This window comes from Paenibacillus sp. Leaf72, assembly GCF_001422685.1.
Lineage (GTDB): Bacteria > Bacillota > Bacilli > Paenibacillales > Paenibacillaceae > Pristimantibacillus.
Genome location: NZ_LMLV01000031.1, coordinates 308,528 through 325,281, shown reverse-complemented (window position 1 = coordinate 325,281; position 16,754 = coordinate 308,528). Strand labels below are relative to the sequence as shown.

Below are 16,754 nucleotides of genomic sequence, written 5' to 3'. Positions count from 1 at the left end.
GGCGTTCAGGTTTACGGAATTCGTGAAAGGTTGATAAAATAGGATAAAGGCGGTGAACGGGATGACCCGAATATTAGTCGTTGATGATGATCCGCATATCCGAGAATTAATTGGTCATTTTTTGCGGCAGGAAGGCTTTGAGGTCGCTCATGCCGTTGATGGCCTGGATGCGCTGCGGATGCTTGCCGAGGTAAAGGCGGATATGGTGATCCTTGATATTATGATGCCAGGCATGGACGGATGGGAGCTGTGCCGCAAGCTGCGGGAGCAGACGGACCTGCCGCTGCTGATGCTGACGGCCAAAGGCGAACCGTCTCAGATCGTAAAGGGCTTTACGCTAGGAACAGATGACTATTTGGTGAAGCCATTTGATCCATCCGTGCTTGTCGCCCGCGTGAAGTCTTTATTCAGGCGCTACCGGATTCAATCCTCACAAGCGGTCATAATAGGCAATGTGACGCTGCGCCGCGATACGTTCGAGTGCCGCGTAGGTGAACAAGATTTGACCTTGCCGCTTAAAGAGTTCGAGCTGCTGTTTAAGCTCGCCAGCTATCCCCGCAAGACGTTCACGCGCGATCAACTGATTGAGCAGATTTGGGGCTTCGATTATGAGGGCGATGAAAGAACCGTCGATGTGCATATAAAACGGCTGAGGGAGCGGTTTCCAGAGGAGCAGCATGGCTTTCGCATCAGCACGATCCGGGGACTAGGCTACCGGCTGGAGGTGCAGTCGTGAACCAGAAGCCGAGCCTCCTCCATCTGGCGATGAATTTTACGATTGCCCTGTCGGCATTGCTCGCCTGCTGGATCATTTCTTTTTATATAACAAAGTCCGTTTTTTCGGCAGTGGCATGGGCCCCGCATGACTTGCTAAGTTTGCTCATAAATGCGGTGATCGGTTTTTGTATCTTTGGGGTGGGCATCGCCATTGTAGGCAAGTTTTTTCGGCGGAGAGAGCATTACTTTCTGGACGATATGCTTGAAGCGTTAAAACGTATTTCACAAGGCGACTTTCGCGTCAATCTGGAGTGGGAGTTCGGCAGAAACAATGAACAGCAGCGGCATCCCTATGTGCAGCTTGTTGACAGCATCAATAGCATGGCAGCAAATTTGAAGGAGATGGAGGAGCTTCGGCAGGAGTTCATCTCGAACGTATCGCATGAAATCGGCTCGCCGCTTACATCGATCAGCGGTTTTGCCAAGGCGCTGAAGAATGACAAGCTGGATGTAGAGCAGCGGCAGCGGTATTTGACCATTATCGAAACGGAGTGCTTCCGTTTATCGAAGCTTAGCGATAATCTGCTGAAGCTGGCCGTTCTGGATTCGGAGAGGCAACCGTTCCATCCGACCACTTATCGGCTGGATAAGCAGCTTGTATCGCTTATTCTCGCTTGTGAGCCGCAGTGGGAGGAGAAGAAGATCGAGATGAGCGTGGAAGCAGACGAGCTGGAGATCAGCGCGGACGAGGACCTGATGAGCCAAGTTTGGCTGAACCTTATTCATAATGGCATTAAGTTTACGCCTGAAAGCGGGAAAATAACGATTTCCCTCTCGCGTACCGAGGAGCATGCGGTCGTCTGCATCGCAGATACGGGGCCGGGAATTGACGAGCAGGATTACACGCGTATTTTCGAACGTTTTTATAAAGCGGATAAATCACGTGTCCGTGCCGTAGGAGGCAGCGGCCTCGGGCTGTCCATTGCCCATAAAATTATGGAGCTCCATCGCGGCTCAATAGCCGTGCAGAGCAAGCTGGGAGAAGGGACTGAATTTACCGTTTCTTTGCCACTGCGATTAGATCGTGCTGAAGCTTAGATTCATATGGTAAAAAGAAGCGACTTTCATAAAAATAAGTAGAATCGCCACCCTGATTGGCCTATAATATGGATATGATGCCATTTTGCTAAGGATAACGAATTGGCAGAGAGTGTTGAATAGCTGGTGATGGCGTTTAAACAATAGCCGGATTGCCCTTGCATGTTTATGGGGTAATCCGGTCATTTATGTTGAAAAAGTGTTTATCCTATTTAAAAATGGAAAGAATGGGACGGTGCTAGATGCTTATCAATCTTTCGCAACAAATGAAAAGGATCATCGCGGTTAGTGTCACTTCCTCCATTCTCGCCTGCGGCTTGCAGGGAGGAACGGTTGTTTTTGCTGAGAAGCCTGTCATTAGCAGCACCACCCCTATGTATGGAGTAGCCTCTGCTCCAGCTGTCAAACCAGTATGGAGCTTGCCGCTTGCGAAATTTGATCAGGATGGTAGAGCTATAACGGCGGCGCTTGCAGAGGAAGGACGCCTTTTCGCCCTTGTGGATGGGGGGCAGCTTGCTGCTTATGACGGCACAAGTGGGCGAAAGCTGTGGAAATATGGTTCTGGACTGAGGCCTGTGCTAGCCTATAATCAAGGCAGCTTGTATGGGCTTACAACAGATGGCGCAGTTATTGCTGTTGCCAAAAATGGCAGCAAGCAGTGGACGACAGCAATTCGTGCCGATAAAGCGGATCAGATCATTCCGGTCGGAGATACGATTTATGTGACGCAAAATTTAACTCTTTTTGCATTAGAACGGGCAACGGGCAAGTTGAAATGGAAAATAACGGAGAAGGAGAACCAATACTCATCAGGATCAAATGATATTATCGTAAGCAAAGGTGTTGTGCTTCGCAGTTATTTGGTTCAAGGCGCTCTTACTTCTAATCAGATTAATGCCTACGATCAGGCAACAGGCAAAAAGCTTTGGACGTCATTTGCCCAATTTTCCCCGCTTTTGGTCAAGGACGGGCTGGTTTATTCGGTCATGGACACGTTCATGAGGGGAGATGACGATTCCATCAATAGAAGCTTGCATATCGCAGTTCTGGACTTGTTGACTGGGAAGAAGAAAGGCGAGCGAGTTTACAACTGGATGGTAGAGCCTGAAGTGCCTGGACAAATTGAATTCGGCGGTGCTAATGGCTCTGCATTTCTGAATGGCAATGACCTTTATATTTATCAGGGAAAAGCGGTTGCCAAATATAATTTCGCCTCCTATACCCCTAACGGTAAAGCCGTTCAGAAGTGGAATGCGCCTAATCCGAAAGAATATCAACCGCTCTATAGCATTTATGGCGGCAAACTGCTCTATCAGAGCTTCCGCGATAATTCCATTCTCGCTCTAAAGACGACGAGCGGACAAGAAATCCATTTCCCGAGCGGTATTAGTCCCGTGCAGACGGACTTATTTGCCAACGGCCTGTTTGTCGCTCGCGCAGACGGAACGCTGGATGCGTATAATTTCGCAACTACAAAGCCCGTTTTCAGCGTGAAGACCGGCTCGGGCGAATTTGATCCGACGCTGAAGTCAGGCGATATGATCTATGTTCGCTCTGGCGGGACGCTGCATGCCGTAAAGCTGCCTGCAACTCTAACAAAGAGCTAGATAGATGAGATGGGCAAATAGACGCCTCGTTGAGAGTGCGTCTATTTAGGGTGTGTATGCAAACAAGAGTCGGCCTGCTGCGCTTTGCTTAGCGCTTATTCGAGGCCAATCTCATCTGACGATTCAAGAGTTAAGGAACCGCAGCAGGCGATTACGGCTAAGAGCAATGTTGCAAAGACTACTGTGGCTGAGGCCATACGGCTTGGATGCTCGCTACTTTTTTTGCAGGACTGAGGTTCCGCTATTCTGGCTTTTTATCCTATTTTAGGCTGCATGCGGACAGGAGATCCGCTATTGCCCTCATTTTCCCGTCAAAATGGCGATTGACAGCCCATTAGCTGCTCCTGAGTCCGCAGCCTGCTCCATTCCCTTGATTTTGTTGAAATAGCGGCTGCTGTGTCCGCCAAGTTTATTTTCGTGTTTTGTGCAGGGAGTAAATCGGGGTCATTTCCGAAACTGCGGCGGAAAGTGTTCCGGTGTCCACCAAGTCTAGTTAAGTGTAGGTTAGGATAGGGTGTGACCTTCTGCAATGAAGGGCATGGAGCTGCTTTTCCTCCGCAAAAACAGACATTTTTCTACAAAATCTCCGCTTGCAATCGGAAATCAGACAGAAGTACGATAAAGGTATTCTTGTGCCCAAAATGAAACGAACAGGAGCGCTGTCCATGTACAACATTTTGCTTGTGGATGATGAACCGGGCCATTTGGCGGGGCTATCCAAAATGCTGCAAAAGCTCCGCCCTCAATATGCGATTTCTATAGCGCGCAATGGAAAGGAAGCGCTATCAAAATGCCAAGAGCAGCCATTTCAGCTGATCATTTCCGATATCCAAATGCCTCTGATGAACGGTCTCGAATTTCTGGAGCAGCTTCCCCCGGCGAATCAGCCGCAGAAATTTATTTATTTGAGCGGCTATGACTATTTCGACTATGCCCAAAAAGCGATAGGGCTCGGCACCTTTGATTATTTATTAAAGCCTGTCGATCAGGAAAAATTCGCGCTTGTGCTGGAGAAGGCCGAGCGAAGCCTTCGAACCGAGCAGGAGGCACAGCTGGCGAATAGCCGGCTTGAGGTTAAGCTGAACACAATTGCGCCATTGTATCGCAGCCGTGTAATGAAGGAATGGCTGCATAATCAAGCGTTATCCAAAGCAGAGAGCAAAGAGCTGGAAGAATGGCTTGGCTTCGGCGGCCCCGGCATTTTGCTGTTAACCGAAATTCGGCTGCGCAGCAAGGCAGCGTGGGAGCCGGAGGATATGCTTCTTCCCCGAGTCCAGCAGCAATTGGAAGCTTGCCTGCAAGCATCGGGTAGCTCAACCAGCAGCATTCCGCTGTATGAAGGGGAGGGGGGCAGTCATGGCAGGCTGATTACAGTAACGAATGCTTCAATCAGCGCGGAGCAGCTGCAAGCGCTGCAGCAGAAAATGCAGCAGGCGGTTCCCAGCTCCTATCAAATTACGCTTGGCGTGAGCAGTCACGCGGAGGATATGCTAGTTTCCGCTTCGCAGATGTATGCAGAAGCAGGGTTAGCTTTATCGGAAAGCTTCTATGTGGAGGAACAGACCGTATTCCATGCCCGGCAGACGAACGTGAGTGCTGAGCTTGCGCTTAAACTGGATGCCCGGCACGAGGCCTTGCTGCATGAGGCCGTTGTTCATGAACAGGAGCAAGGGCAGTTTAGGCTTATCGCAGGCGAGCTGCTGCACAAGCTCCTTGGGGAAGCAGGCAGCGGGCTTCCGCAGCCAGAGCGGCTGACGCTTTGCGTCCAGAAGCTGCTTGTACGGTTGTCCGAAAACTTAACGATGCCAAAGCATCAGACGCTGGAGGAGTGGAGGGGACGTATGGAACAGGCATTAGGCGAAGCTGCCAGCCTGAGCGCTCTCCAAACCGTCATTTCAGAACAGCTTGGCTTGCTGGCAACTGCTCATGCCGAAGCCAAGCGGGATCATAAGGAGCAGTTGATTTACAAGTGTATCGCATATATTGACGAGCATTACATGGAAGATTTGTCACTGGAGTCGGTTGCGGCCGTTTTTCATTTTAATGCCAGCTATTTCTCCCAATACTTCAAAAGCAAGCTAAACATCAATTTCAGCCAATATGTTACGCAGGTTCGGCTCACGAAAGCGAGACAGCTGCTAGAGGAAAGCAACGATAAAATTTATCAGGTAGCTGGAAGCCTTGGCTATCATGATGTGAAATATTTTAATCGCGTATTCAAAAAGGAATTTGGACTGACGCCAGAGGAATATCGGTCGATAGCCCGTCATATGAAGCGCTCCTGACCCGAGGTCAGAAGCCGGAGGAAGCAGGGAGCATTTTGCGGAAAATTCGCGAGCGTGTACGGGATATGAAGTTCAGAACGAGGCTCATTTTGTTTTTTGTGCTGTTGATTACGCTTCCATCTGTGCTAAACGGCATCCTGCATTACAGTGCAAGCTCTGACATTATTGTCACGAATGCGCGCGACAGCATGCTGGAAATTGTGAAAAAAAACAATGAAATCGGCGATATTGTGTTCAGCAACATTGAAGAGCGCACCGTTTCACTCATCTCTGACCCGGACTTATACCGGCTGTTCAACCGCCCTAAGCCGCAAAATGATTACGAGTTGGTCCAGATGGACCGGCAGGCAACGGTTATTTTGAATAAATATTTTGGACATGATCAGGATTTGTATACCGCTCAGCTTGTGACGAGCTATTTCAGCTTTGGATCAGGCAGCGGCATGTATACGTCCTCCTCCCCGTTCGTCTCGGCGGATCCGCAGGGCTTCCGCAAGTCGGCCATTTATAAGGAAGTGATGGCCAGCAGAGGCAGCCTAATTTGGGTACCCACCTATGATTTAACCCGCGCTTTCCAACAGGAGGCGCTATATGACATGGATGCCAAGTTCCGGATGGTGTTTTCCTGCGCCCGCCTGCTCAACAGCTCCCCGATTATTGACGGTGCCATTTACAATTGGCCAGAGCATGTCGAGCGACCGGTGCTGCTGCTTAATTTCAATGAATCCTTTTATCAGCGCAGTGTGCAGCAGAGCTTGTCCGCGGTTCAAGGCTCCTATTTTTATATCGTCTCCAAGGATGGAAAGATCGTAACGCATCCCGAGCTAAGCAAGCTCGGTACAGCTGACCACAATCAATGGTACAAGACAGAGTTTCGGCAGCCATTCGGCACTTCGCTCGTTAAGGAAAACGGGGAGGATGTACTGATCAGCTACGATACTTCTCAGGTTACAGGCTGGGTGACGGTTAATGTGACGCCGTACAAGCAGCTGCTTGGCAATTTGCCAGCCATTCGCTATATGGATATATTATCAGGCGTGGCACTGCTCATTATTTCAATCGTTATTGCCTCCTTTATCGCAGGGCGCCTGACCCAGCCGATCAAAAAAATGCTGGTTGCCATTCAAATGACCGGAGCAGGCGATTTCACAGCGAAAATTCCTGACCAGCCGCAGCTGGAATTCCGCATTTTAACGAAGAAATTTAATGTGATGAATGATAAAATACGCGAGCTGATTCAAGAAAACTACGAAAGCCGGCTGCGGGAGAAGGAAACGGAAATTATGGCGCTTAATCTCCAGCTGAACCCGCATTTTTTGTACAATACGCTTAATATTATTAACTGGATGGCGATTGATCGGGATGAGCCCGCCATTAGCCGAATGATCGTCAGCTTGTCGTCCATGCTGCAATACACGGTGAAAAACAAGCAGGAAATGGTACGGCTGCGCGACGATTTAAATTGGCTGCAAAGCTACACGCATATTATGGAAAATCGCTTTGATGGCATTTTTAAAGTGGCCTATGATTTAGAGGGCGTGCCAGAGGATAGCCTCGTTCCGAAGCTTTTTCTCCAGCCGCTCGTGGAAAATGCGATGATTCATGGCTTTGAATCCGGTGAACCGGGCGAGCAGGGCGGTCTTGTGAACATTAGCGGCCGGATGGTGGAGGACCGATTGTTGTTCGAGGTCAGCGACAATGGCAAAGGCATGAGCCCGCAGCAGGCGGCGGACGCACGGAGCAAGGAAGGTGCAGGAATCGGAATGAGCAACGTCATTTCGCGTCTGGCGTTGCTGTATGGCGAGCAGGCTGAGCTCCGTGTGCGCTCTAAACCCGGCGAAGGCACGACCATTACGGTCGTCATTCCCTTGCAGCGCTGAAGCTAAAGGCTAGTCAGTATGGTAAAATAGACTTTCAAAATATTTGCGAGGGTGCAGGCAGTATTGCCTTGCTGTGGGGAGGAACAGGCACGATGAAATTTGAACAAATCACTTTATGGACAAGCAGGCTGGAGGCCCTGTATTCCTTTTATAAGGAGCAGCTTGGTTTCCCGGTGCTGGACCGAAACGAGCAGTCCTTCACGGCAGCAATTGGCAGCACACAGCTCACTTTCCGGGGGACAACGGACCATACCGACCCCTTCTATCATTTTGCAATCAATATACCGGAAAACAAGCTTGCGGAGGCAAAAAGCTGGCTAAAGGGGAAAGTGGCGCTCATTGAGGAGCAGGGCAGAGACGAAGTGTTTTTCACATCATGGGATGCAGGGGCCGTTTATTTCACCGATCCCGCTGGAAATATTATCGAATTTATTGCCAGGCATCAATTGAAAAATAGTACCGAGCATCCGTTTGCCCTCTCGGATTGCATCGAAATTAGTGAGCTCGGCATTATTACCGCTGAGGTCATCCCTGCCGTTCGGGAGCTGAACGCTTTAGGCATACCCAATTGGCGTGAGGATAGCGAGGGACTAACTCCTGTCGGCGATGAGCATGGGCTGTTTATTGTGGTGAAGCAAGCCCGGGAATGGTATTTCTCAGGCGGCAGGCAGGCGCAATTTTATCCGGCAGAAGTGGTAGTCGCTTCAATAGGACGAATCGAGTTTCCGCACATTTCGCAAATTCACTTGCTTCATAACTTAGGATGTTAGAGACGTATTTTCTGAATAGTCTGAATTTAATTGAATAGTTACATAAATATAGTTATGTAAACAAATATAAAGTCGGAATGGGGAGAGTGCGATGAAAGCATTTATTTTTGACATGGATGGCGTCATTATTGATAGTGAACCGTTGCATTTTGAGGTTGATATGGAGACGATGGAGCATCTGGGCTTCAAGGTGTCGCAGGACGACCTGGAAAAATACGTAGGCATGACCAATCCGGCCATGTGGCGCCTTATTCGCGTGGAATATGGCATGGAGCATACAGTGGAGGAGATCATTTCGTACCAGCTACGGCGAAAAATATAGGAGCTTCGCGCTCGTGATTTTGCGCCAATTGCGGGTATTTTGTCCCTTCTTGCCGAGCTCAAGCAACGGAACCTGCCAATCGCTTTAGCGTCTTCCTCCCCGTGGATTTTTATTGAAGAAGTGCTGCGCAAGTTCGATATTACCGATTATTTTGCAAGTATCGTTAGCGGAGAAGAGGTGCCGAGCGGCAAGCCAGCTCCCGATGTATATTTGGAGGCAGCTCGTCAGCTTGGCGTATTGCCAGCGGATTGCGTCGTTTTGGAGGATTCCCGCAACGGGGTCATCGCAGCGAAAGAGGCGGGCATGCGCTGCATCGGCTATATTAATATTCATTCAGGCGATCAGGATCTTTCCCGTGCCGATTGGATCGTTAAAGCCATTAAGGATATTCCATTGTCCCAATTATAAGGAGGCTTCACTTGTTGAATATATGGATGACTACCCCCGAGCTTGTGGAGCACGTTGAGAACTCCGAGCTTGTCTATATGCTGGATCGAATGAAGGCCATTCAGGAACGGGAGCATAACCCGATGGGAATAGCACTGCAACGCTTCGGCCCAGCAGTGGCTATTGCCAGCCGAGCAATGCCATGGCCGCAATTTAATACGGTTAAAGGCTTTGGCCGTGCAGGTGCAGCGCAGCTGGATGAAGTGCTAAAGTGGTATAAAGAGCAGGGCGGGAGCCCACAATTTGAAATTGTGCCTTCGCGTACAGATGGGGAGACGCTGCTGGCGCTGGCCAAGCAAGGGTTTTATCAGACGGGCTTTCATGCGAGTATGGCAGGAAGCATTGCTGAAAAAACCGACGGGAAGTTGGAGCAGCATCTGACGGGTATTGACGTACGCAGGCTGAGTGAGCATGAGGTTGAGCTTTACGCAGAGCTGCATGCGCTGGGCAGCGGGCTGCCGATATCAGGAAAAAATCACATTGCCGACAATAATCGCATGCTGTTCAGCCGGGAAGGCTGGCAGTTTTATGCTGCTGAGATCGATCATATCGCTGTTGGGGTCGGCGTCGTGCATATCCATGAACATATCGCATCCCTTACATTTGCCGCTACTTTGCCAGAATATCGCATGCGAGGTGTTCAAGCGGCTTTAATTGCAGCGCGCTTGCGTGCTGCTGTCCAAGCGGGCTGCAGCCTCATAGTAGGACAAGCCGCCTATTGCTCTAGCAGCCAGCGGAATATGGAGCGCGCTGGCATGCGCCTTTGCTATACGCGCAGCACATGGAGCAGGCTGCCCTCTATGTAAATCTGTCTCTTGTCTAGCTAAAGAAGAGAAGGTAGGAAGCCAAATTCTAAATTCTAAAAAAATAAGGCAGCAAACCGTTCTTTGACGGTCTGCTGCCTTATCCTTTGCCCTTCGCTTCAAAGTTCAGGCAAGGCTTCCCGGAGGAAGCTAGCACAACTTGGCTTGGCATCGCCTGCGATTTAAAGCCGAACGCCCTGCAGCCTCTTGGCGCGCCGGGGTCCCAAGTTACATAATAATGGCGGCATTTCATGCAATTCATGCGCTCCTGCTCTGTCATTACAATAAATCATCCTTCTATGAATAAGATGCTAACGTTTATTATAGCATTTCTCGGACTGAAACGCGCCGCGCCGCCTATGGACGGCGATAGCCGTTTCACCTTGAAATATAGGAAAGGATATTCAAACGTCATCCTTTCTCTATATTTCTCGGACTGAAACGCGCTGCGCCGCCAAAGGAAGGCGCCAGCCGTTTCACCTTGAAATATAGGAAAGGATATCCAAACGTTATCCTTTCTCTATATTTCTCGGACTGAAACGCGCCACGCCGCCTATGGACGGCGACAGCCGTTTCACCTTGTTTTGTGCTATAATGGCAAAAGGTTTATGGATTTAGTTAATGGAGGGATTATTTTGTCTGGAATGATGAACAACAAAAAAATCGTAGTCATGGGCGTCGCGAATGAGCGCAGCATTGCTTGGGGAATTGCCAAGTCGCTGCATCGGGAAGGGGCTCAGCTTATTTTTACATACAGAAAGGAACGCTCTTTCGAGAAGCTGAAGGGCTTGCTGGAGCAGACAGGCATTACGCCACTGCTGACGGTACCTTGCGACGTATTGGATGATGAAAGCATAAGCGCAGCTTTTGCCCATATTAAAGAGCAGGCGGGAAGCATTGATGGAATCGTGCATTCCCTTGCTTTTTCGGATAAAGACGAGCTTAAGGGCGAGTACCTGGAAACGTCGCGTGAAGGCTATCTGCTCGCGCAAAATTCCAGCGCTTTTTCCCTTGTGGCGATTGCCAAACAGGCGAAGGGTGTCATGTCCGAGGGCGGCAGCATCGTTACCCAATCCTATATTGGCGCAGAGCGCGTCGTGAAAAATTATAATGTTATGGGCGTTGCCAAGGCAGCGCTTGAAGCAAGCGTACGATATTTGGCGGAGGATCTTGGCAAATATAATATTCGTGTTAATGCGGTTTCTGCTGGCCCGATTAAAACCCTATCGGCAAAAGGCGTTTCCGGCTTCAATGACATTATGCAGACGATCGAAGAACGTGCGCCGCTGCGGCGCAATATTGATCAGGAAGAAGTCGGCGATGCGACGCTATTCCTTCTTAGCCATCTGTCACGCGGAATAACTGGCGAAGTGCTGCATGTCGATGCAGGCTATCACATATTAGGCTTGTAACTTTAAAACGGTACGCAGAGAGCGGAGGGAAACGTTTGAACGTCAAGCAATTGGCAGCAGAGAAAGCCGTCCAGCTTGTGCAAGATGGCATGCTTGTTGGGCTTGGAACAGGAACGACAGCGTATTGGGCGATTTTGAAGCTGGCACAAAGAATGAAGCTCGAAGGACTGGACATTAAAGCCGTTGCCAGCTCCAAGCAGTCGGAGGATTTAGCGGCTGAATACGGCATTCCGTTAGTTCCGCTCGCTGAAATTACGGCGATTGATTTAACGATTGACGGTGCGGATGAAGTAGACGGCGAGCTTCATTTGATTAAAGGCGGTGGCGGTGCGCTATTGCGGGAAAAAATTCTTGCTGCTCACAGCAAAACCTTTGTCGTAATCGTGGATGAGTCCAAAAAAGTAAGCCAGCTTGGACATTTTCCGCTTCCGGTGGAAGTTGTGCCCTTCGCCTCTAATTTGACGCTGCAAAAGCTGAGAGAGCTTGGCTGCACCGCCGAGCTGCGGGCATCGGCAGACGGAACCTTTGTAACGGATAACGGCAACTATATTGCTGACTGCCGTTTCGGAACGATTGCCTCGCCTTCGGAGCTGCATGAACAGCTGAATGCTATTCCTGGCGTAGTGGAAAATGGCTTGTTTATTTCGATGGCAGCCCAAGTGATTGTTGGCTTCGATACGGGGGAGACCGAGATTTTGGTTCCGGTTAAACGTTAATAAATTTATATGGGAATACCGCCTTGAAGGCGGTATTCCTTTTTTTCTGTATAAAATTGGATCAATAAGGAAACCTATAAGCGCTATTATCGTTTAAATAAACGCTTTGGGTGGGATTTGAAATGGTTAAGGTACTTCATAAAGTAAGCTTCCTGCAAATATGCATGATTCTCATGATGACCGTTGGCTTAACGAATCATGTCGTTGTGAATCCTTTAATTTTGGATGCTTCCGGCAGGGATGCATGGATTTCCGTCTTATTAACAGGCGTATTGTTTCTTCCATGGTGCATATTGCTGGTGCTATTTATGAAGAGATCGGGTCAACAGAAGCTGCACCCTTGGCTGGCATCCAAAACGAATCCGGTCATCGCTTGGCTGATGATCATTCCGCTCGGTCTGCAATTGCTTTTCATCGGGGGATTTACCTTAATTGATACGGTCCGATAGGCGACCACCAATTATATGCCCAGCACGCCAAGATCGGCTTTAATTATCACCCTCTGTCTAGTATGCTGCTATTTTGCAATATCCGGCATTCGCATGATAGCGATTGCTGCAGGGATTATGCTTCCCGTAGTCATTTTGCTGGGTTACTTTGTAGCCATAGCTAATACGCCGGAGAAAGATTATCGTCTTTTGCAGCCTGTCCTAGAAAATGGCTGGCAGCCCGCGATTCAAGGCATGATCTATGTCGGTGGCGGATTTGTAGAAATGATTATGCTTTTAGCTGTCCAGCACCGGATCAAGTCCCGCGTAAAGGCTTGGCGGATTAATTATTGGCGATTCTGCTATTCGGGCCGGCTTTGTGTCACCAAGCGTCGTCGTTGTGGGGGCGATTACGGCAGTTGCTGGAGCGACACTTGTCAATCAATCGTTAAGTACGACGGTAAGCGTCATCCGTTTTCTGTTGTTTGTAGCTGCTTCCCTATTGGGAATGTACGGATTCATATTAGGGATTGTCGTGCTTATCGGATATATGGGACGGCTCAGCTCTTTCGGGGTCCCGTACCTGTCGCCGTTTTCTCCTCCTATAATGAGGGAGCTTCTTACGGCTGCGCTTCGGCTGCCCTGGGTAAAGCAGAAACAAAGGCCGGAAACATTGCATACGGTTGATTCGGACAAGCAAGGGGAAGATTAGCATGAAAGTATGGATAAAATGGAGCCTGATCGCTAGTTTGCTGCTGCTGAGTCCAGGCTGCTTTGATTCAAAGCCGATTCAAAACATGGCTTATGTCACAGCTATCGGTCTGGATTATAAGGATGGGGTTTTTATATCTTACGCGCAGGTGCTTAACTTCTTAAATGTAGCCAAATCCGATAAAAATGAAATAGGGAAAAACATACCGGTATGGATCGGCCGCGGCACAGGAAAGACGGTGACGGAATCGTTGTCCTCGCTGTCCGAAACTTCGCAGATTAGATTGTTCTGGGGACATGTCAAAGCGGTTGTGGTAGATGAGGAGCTTCTAAAATCACAAGCGATTGTTCGGCAAAGCTACGAAGCAATCAATCGTTACCGCGAAGTTCGTTACAATATATTGCTCTATTCAACAAAGACGCCGATCGTAGATATTTTAAGCAAAAATCGATTTTGAATTTGCCTGTCTTGGATACCATTCTGGATACACCCGAGGATACCCATGCCCAGCGCTCCAACATTGATCCCCAATATGGCTTCAAATTTATTGCCGAATTTAATGAGCCGGGCAATACCGCCATCATTCCTACGATTGGCATAACGAAGGAGGTATGGAGGGAGAATGCCCGGAAAATGCCGATGTTTAAAATTACGGGCGCCTTTTTCATTCGGCAAAACGAGAATTTAAGCTGGTTTTCTGAAACAGAATTGCTCGGAAGAAGATGGGTGCAAAAAGGAAATAAGCGCTCCGTTCTGCTAATTGCCAATCGAGAAGCTCCGACCGCTACACTCGTCATTATTAAACCGAATTACCGGATACGGTATGTTAAGAACAGCAAGCCATTGCAGTTTAAGATTGAAATTAAGGCGAGAGCCTATGTGGAGGAAATGATTAAAGATGTTTCGGTGAAAGAGATGGAGGTTCTTGCAGCGAAGGCGATTCGCGATGAAATGATGGCCACCTATGAGAAAGGCCTTGTCACTCAAACCGATCTATTAAATTTATTTGCCGAGCTCTATCGCAGTGAACCCAAGCTGTGGCATCAGCTGCGTAATAGCAAACAGCTTCTACTAAACCAAAAAACATTGGGCCAAATCGATGTGAAAGTAACGATTACCAATACTGGAAAATACAAAGGGAAGCTGTAACGTTTCCTAGCCAGCTAGAGGGGGCTGGCGGGTTTGGGAGCCTTGACGTATGCGGCCAAGAAGTGATATATTATGTCAGATTGCCTGAACGTGTAAATGAAAGGGATGTAAAATATATTGGCTACGAGCGAAGACATTACGAAACCGAAATTATTACCTACCAAAATTTTGAAATGTAAAAACCCCGAATGCAAAGCGTGGGTAAGAGATGAATTCGCCTCGGCAGAGCAAACCTGCCCGATATGCAAAGGACCGATGCTACGAAGCATGAAGCATTTGCCAGCCGTGCAGAACAAGCCAAAGCCGCAGCCTAGAAAACCGAAATCTGACTTTTAATTTCAATTTGAAAAAAAAACCGCCCGAACGGCTGCGTGATTTTAGCGCAGCCGTTCGGGCGTCTATTTGGAGGCGCTGCTAAGCATGACACAACACCATTATCCGTTTGATTTTGACCCGTCGCAGCCTTATATGCAGCAGGCAAGCGACTGGATCGCGGATGTTTTTTACGAGAAGCTTCCCGAAGCCGGGCTTGAGCTGCGAGATGAGCAAATTTATATGGCGTTTCAGCTGGAACGAGCTTATGCGGACAAGCAGACGATTTTCGCTGAGGCAGGCGTCGGCACAGGCAAAACTTTCGTTTATTTGCTTTATGCCATTAGCTACGCGCGTTATACTCGCAAGCCGGCTATTATTGCCTGCGCTGATGAATCGCTCATCGAGCAGCTGGTAAAGCCGGAAGGCGATATTGCCAAGCTGTCCCGCCATTTAGGACTGACCATCGACAGCAGATTGGGAAGATCGCCTGATCAGTATGTCTGCTTGAACAAGCTGGATGATGCAAGGGGCGACGCTCAATTAGAGGGCGCAGAGCATTTTGACGACATTTATCGCAGCTTGCCGGATTTTGTTCATAAGCCAGAAACGATGCAAAGCTTTTATCCTTATGGCAACCGCCGGGATTATCCGGAGCTCAGCGATGAAGTTTGGGACCATGTCGGTTGGGACGTCTTTCAGGACTGCATGGTATGCAGCCGCAGACATCGCTGCGGACAAACGCTGTCACGCGATCATTACCGCAAATCAACGGATTTAATTATTTGCTCGCATGACTTTTATATGGAGCATGTATGGACCTATGAAGCACGCAAACGCGAGGGACAACTTCCCTTGCTGCCGGAGCATAGCTCAGTTGTATTCGACGAAGGGCATTTGCTCGAAACGGCGGCGCAGCAGGCGCTAACGTATAAGCTCAACCATGCGGTATTTGAGAGCATTATTACGCGATTGCTGGAAGGGGAAATCCGCGAATCGCTGGCGCTGGCCATTGAGGATGCAATTGTGCAAAGCGAGCAGCTTTTTGAGCGTATCCAGCAAAGCAGCCGTGCTGTCGCAGCATCAGATCGCCGCGAGCTGCTGTGGGACAACACGCTTATACAGGAAGTAAACCGGCTGCATCAGCTGCTTGATCTCATTGAGGAGGAGCTTGTGTTCGAAAGCGGCTTGTTCACGCTTGATGAATATCAGCTCAAAATCGTCGAGGAGCATTTGGAGATGATTCAATATGCCCTTTCGCTGTTCCGCAAACCCGAAAAGCCGATTAGCTGGGTGATGGAGGACAAGTCGGGCATTTCTCTTGTCATTATGCCTAAGATGGTGAAGGAAGTGCTGGAGGAGCATGTGTTCTCTCGCAAAATGCCAATCGTCTTCTCATCGGCTACGCTGTCGGTAGACGGCTCCTTCGAATATACGATGGACAGCCTGGGCATTAAGCAGGCTGAGTCGTTCTCCGTTGCTTCGCCTTATGATTATGAGCATAAAATGCGGGTGCTTGCATCCGAGTCGGAAGCTTTGGATGAATTCGCGAACCAAATGCAGGCAACGGTAAAGCTGCTTGGGGAAGCGAAGGGCGGCACGCTCATTTTGTTCCCTTCTCGTGAGGAGCTTGCGCGCTTCAAGCAGGCGATGAATGATGAGCCGCTTGCACAGCAAAGACGTTTCCTTTATGAAGGAACGTCGGAGATTAGCCATTTGATTGGGGCATTCCAAGCCGATGAGTCCAGCGTGCTGTGCGCGGTGACGCTGTGGGAGGGACTGGACATACCGGGGCCTTCTTTATCGCAGGTCATTGTATGGTCGCTGCCATTCCCGCCGAATGATCCGGTGTTTGCTGCAAGACGCGCCGATGCCCAGCTGCCTTTCGAGGAAGTGGATATGCCTTATATGCTGCTGAGGTTAAGACAAGGCATGGGACGTTTGATTCGCACGAGCAGCGATGAAGGAACGGTAGTCATTTTTGGCGAGGAAATGCGCCAGCCTGCTGTTAAAGAGCGTATTAGCGCCATAATGCCCAAAGGGGTTAAGCTGCTGGCTCTATAATGGTATAAATTCATAACAAGTTTATTTTCATA

General features: G+C 49.2%; 15 protein-coding genes and 2 pseudogenes. 16 read left to right on the top strand and 1 reads right to left on the bottom strand.

Going from position 1 to position 16,754, the window contains the following annotated elements; all coding sequences use genetic code 11:
* Nucleotides 1-61 precede the first annotated feature (61 nt).
* From ASF12_RS24835 to ASF12_RS24800, 8 genes and pseudogenes are all read left to right on the top strand, one after another.
* Entirely contained in the window at nt 62-736 is a 675-nt protein-coding gene (locus tag ASF12_RS24835; RefSeq protein ID WP_056040606.1) for a response regulator transcription factor, read from the top strand.
* Nucleotides 733-1,815, top strand: a complete 1,083-nt coding sequence (locus ASF12_RS24830; protein ID WP_442952554.1) for a sensor histidine kinase — start codon at nt 733-735, stop codon at nt 1,813-1,815. The genes ASF12_RS24835 and ASF12_RS24830 overlap by 4 nt, the downstream gene beginning before the upstream one ends.
* Nucleotides 1,816-2,057: 242 nt before the next feature.
* The gene (locus ASF12_RS24825; RefSeq protein WP_056040603.1) at nt 2,058-3,422 is read left to right on the top strand and encodes an outer membrane protein assembly factor BamB family protein; all 1,365 of its coding nucleotides are present in this window, start codon (nt 2,058-2,060) and stop codon (nt 3,420-3,422) included.
* Between the two features lie 665 nt (nt 3,423-4,087).
* Entirely contained in the window at nt 4,088-5,707 is a 1,620-nt protein-coding gene (locus tag ASF12_RS24820; protein WP_056040601.1) for a response regulator, read from the top strand.
* Nucleotides 5,708-5,742: 35 nt separating this feature from the next.
* Nucleotides 5,743-7,587 carry a cache domain-containing sensor histidine kinase gene (locus ASF12_RS24815; RefSeq protein WP_056040599.1) on the top strand — a complete coding sequence of 615 codons (1,845 nt, stop codon included), beginning with the start codon at nt 5,743-5,745 and terminating at the stop codon, nt 7,585-7,587.
* A gap of 92 nt (nt 7,588-7,679) precedes the next feature.
* Nucleotides 7,680-8,357, top strand: a complete 678-nt coding sequence (locus ASF12_RS24810) for a VOC family protein (RefSeq protein WP_056040598.1) — start codon at nt 7,680-7,682, stop codon at nt 8,355-8,357.
* A 91-nt stretch (nt 8,358-8,448) separates the two neighbouring features.
* A pseudogene (locus ASF12_RS24805) lies at nt 8,449-9,087 on the top strand (HAD family hydrolase).
* Between the two features lie 14 nt (nt 9,088-9,101).
* A complete protein-coding gene (locus ASF12_RS24800) occupies nt 9,102-9,932 on the top strand; it encodes a hypothetical protein (protein ID WP_056040596.1) in 831 nt (276 codons plus the stop codon).
* A 97-nt stretch (nt 9,933-10,029) separates the two neighbouring features.
* On the opposite strand, the gene ASF12_RS24795 is transcribed toward ASF12_RS24800, so the two are convergent.
* Nucleotides 10,030-10,209: a hypothetical protein gene (locus ASF12_RS24795; RefSeq protein WP_056040595.1), complete on the bottom strand. Its 180-nt coding sequence runs from the start codon at nt 10,207-10,209 to the stop codon at nt 10,030-10,032.
* A 355-nt stretch (nt 10,210-10,564) separates the two neighbouring features.
* On the opposite strand from ASF12_RS24795, the gene fabI reads away from it, so the two are divergent.
* The 8 genes and pseudogenes from fabI to ASF12_RS24755 all read left to right on the top strand — a co-directional run bounded on the left by fabI (nt 10,565) and on the right by ASF12_RS24755 (nt 16,722).
* A complete protein-coding gene (fabI, locus tag ASF12_RS24790) occupies nt 10,565-11,341 on the top strand; it encodes an enoyl-ACP reductase FabI (RefSeq protein ID WP_056040594.1) in 777 nt (258 codons plus the stop codon).
* 35 nt (nt 11,342-11,376) lie between these two features.
* Entirely contained in the window at nt 11,377-12,057 is a 681-nt protein-coding gene (gene rpiA, locus ASF12_RS24785) for a ribose-5-phosphate isomerase RpiA (protein WP_056040593.1), read from the top strand.
* 122 nt (nt 12,058-12,179) lie between these two features.
* Nucleotides 12,180-12,770, top strand: a pseudogene (locus ASF12_RS35895) (GerAB/ArcD/ProY family transporter); the annotation flags it as partial.
* Nucleotides 12,771-12,831: 61 nt separating this feature from the next.
* Nucleotides 12,832-13,197 carry a spore germination protein gene (locus ASF12_RS35120; protein WP_081419022.1) on the top strand — a complete coding sequence of 122 codons (366 nt, stop codon included), beginning with the start codon at nt 12,832-12,834 and terminating at the stop codon, nt 13,195-13,197.
* A 1-nt stretch (nt 13,198) separates the two neighbouring features.
* The gene (locus tag ASF12_RS33990; protein WP_056040589.1) at nt 13,199-13,654 is read left to right on the top strand and encodes a Ger(x)C family spore germination protein; all 456 of its coding nucleotides are present in this window, start codon (nt 13,199-13,201) and stop codon (nt 13,652-13,654) included.
* Nucleotides 13,651-14,346: a Ger(x)C family spore germination C-terminal domain-containing protein gene (locus ASF12_RS33985; protein WP_056040587.1), complete on the top strand. Its 696-nt coding sequence runs from the start codon at nt 13,651-13,653 to the stop codon at nt 14,344-14,346. Before ASF12_RS33990 ends, ASF12_RS33985 begins: the two co-directional genes overlap by 4 nt.
* 117 nt (nt 14,347-14,463) lie before the next feature.
* The gene (locus ASF12_RS24760; protein ID WP_056040585.1) at nt 14,464-14,682 is read left to right on the top strand and encodes a cold-inducible protein YdjO-related protein; all 219 of its coding nucleotides are present in this window, start codon (nt 14,464-14,466) and stop codon (nt 14,680-14,682) included.
* Between the two features lie 84 nt (nt 14,683-14,766).
* Nucleotides 14,767-16,722, top strand: a complete 1,956-nt coding sequence (locus tag ASF12_RS24755; protein WP_056040584.1) for an ATP-dependent DNA helicase — start codon at nt 14,767-14,769, stop codon at nt 16,720-16,722.
* Nucleotides 16,723-16,754: the final 32 nt, after the last annotated feature.

Bases quoted from the DNA above. Each gene is read 5' to 3' on its own strand.
- ASF12_RS24835 (WP_056040606.1), top strand. From the start codon at position 62: ATGACCCGAATATTAGTCGTTGATGATGATCCGCATATCCGAGAATTA.
- ASF12_RS24825 (WP_056040603.1), top strand. From the start codon at position 2,058: ATGCTTATCAATCTTTCGCAACAAATGAAAAGGATCATCGCGGTTAGT.
- ASF12_RS24820 (WP_056040601.1), top strand. From the start codon at position 4,088: ATGTACAACATTTTGCTTGTGGATGATGAACCGGGCCATTTGGCGGGG.
- ASF12_RS24810 (WP_056040598.1), top strand. From the start codon at position 7,680: ATGAAATTTGAACAAATCACTTTATGGACAAGCAGGCTGGAGGCCCTG.
- ASF12_RS24795 (WP_056040595.1), bottom strand. From the start codon at position 10,209: ATGACAGAGCAGGAGCGCATGAATTGCATGAAATGCCGCCATTATTAT.
- ASF12_RS33990 (WP_056040589.1), top strand. From the start codon at position 13,199: ATGAAAGTATGGATAAAATGGAGCCTGATCGCTAGTTTGCTGCTGCTG.
- ASF12_RS24755 (WP_056040584.1), top strand. From the start codon at position 14,767: ATGACACAACACCATTATCCGTTTGATTTTGACCCGTCGCAGCCTTAT.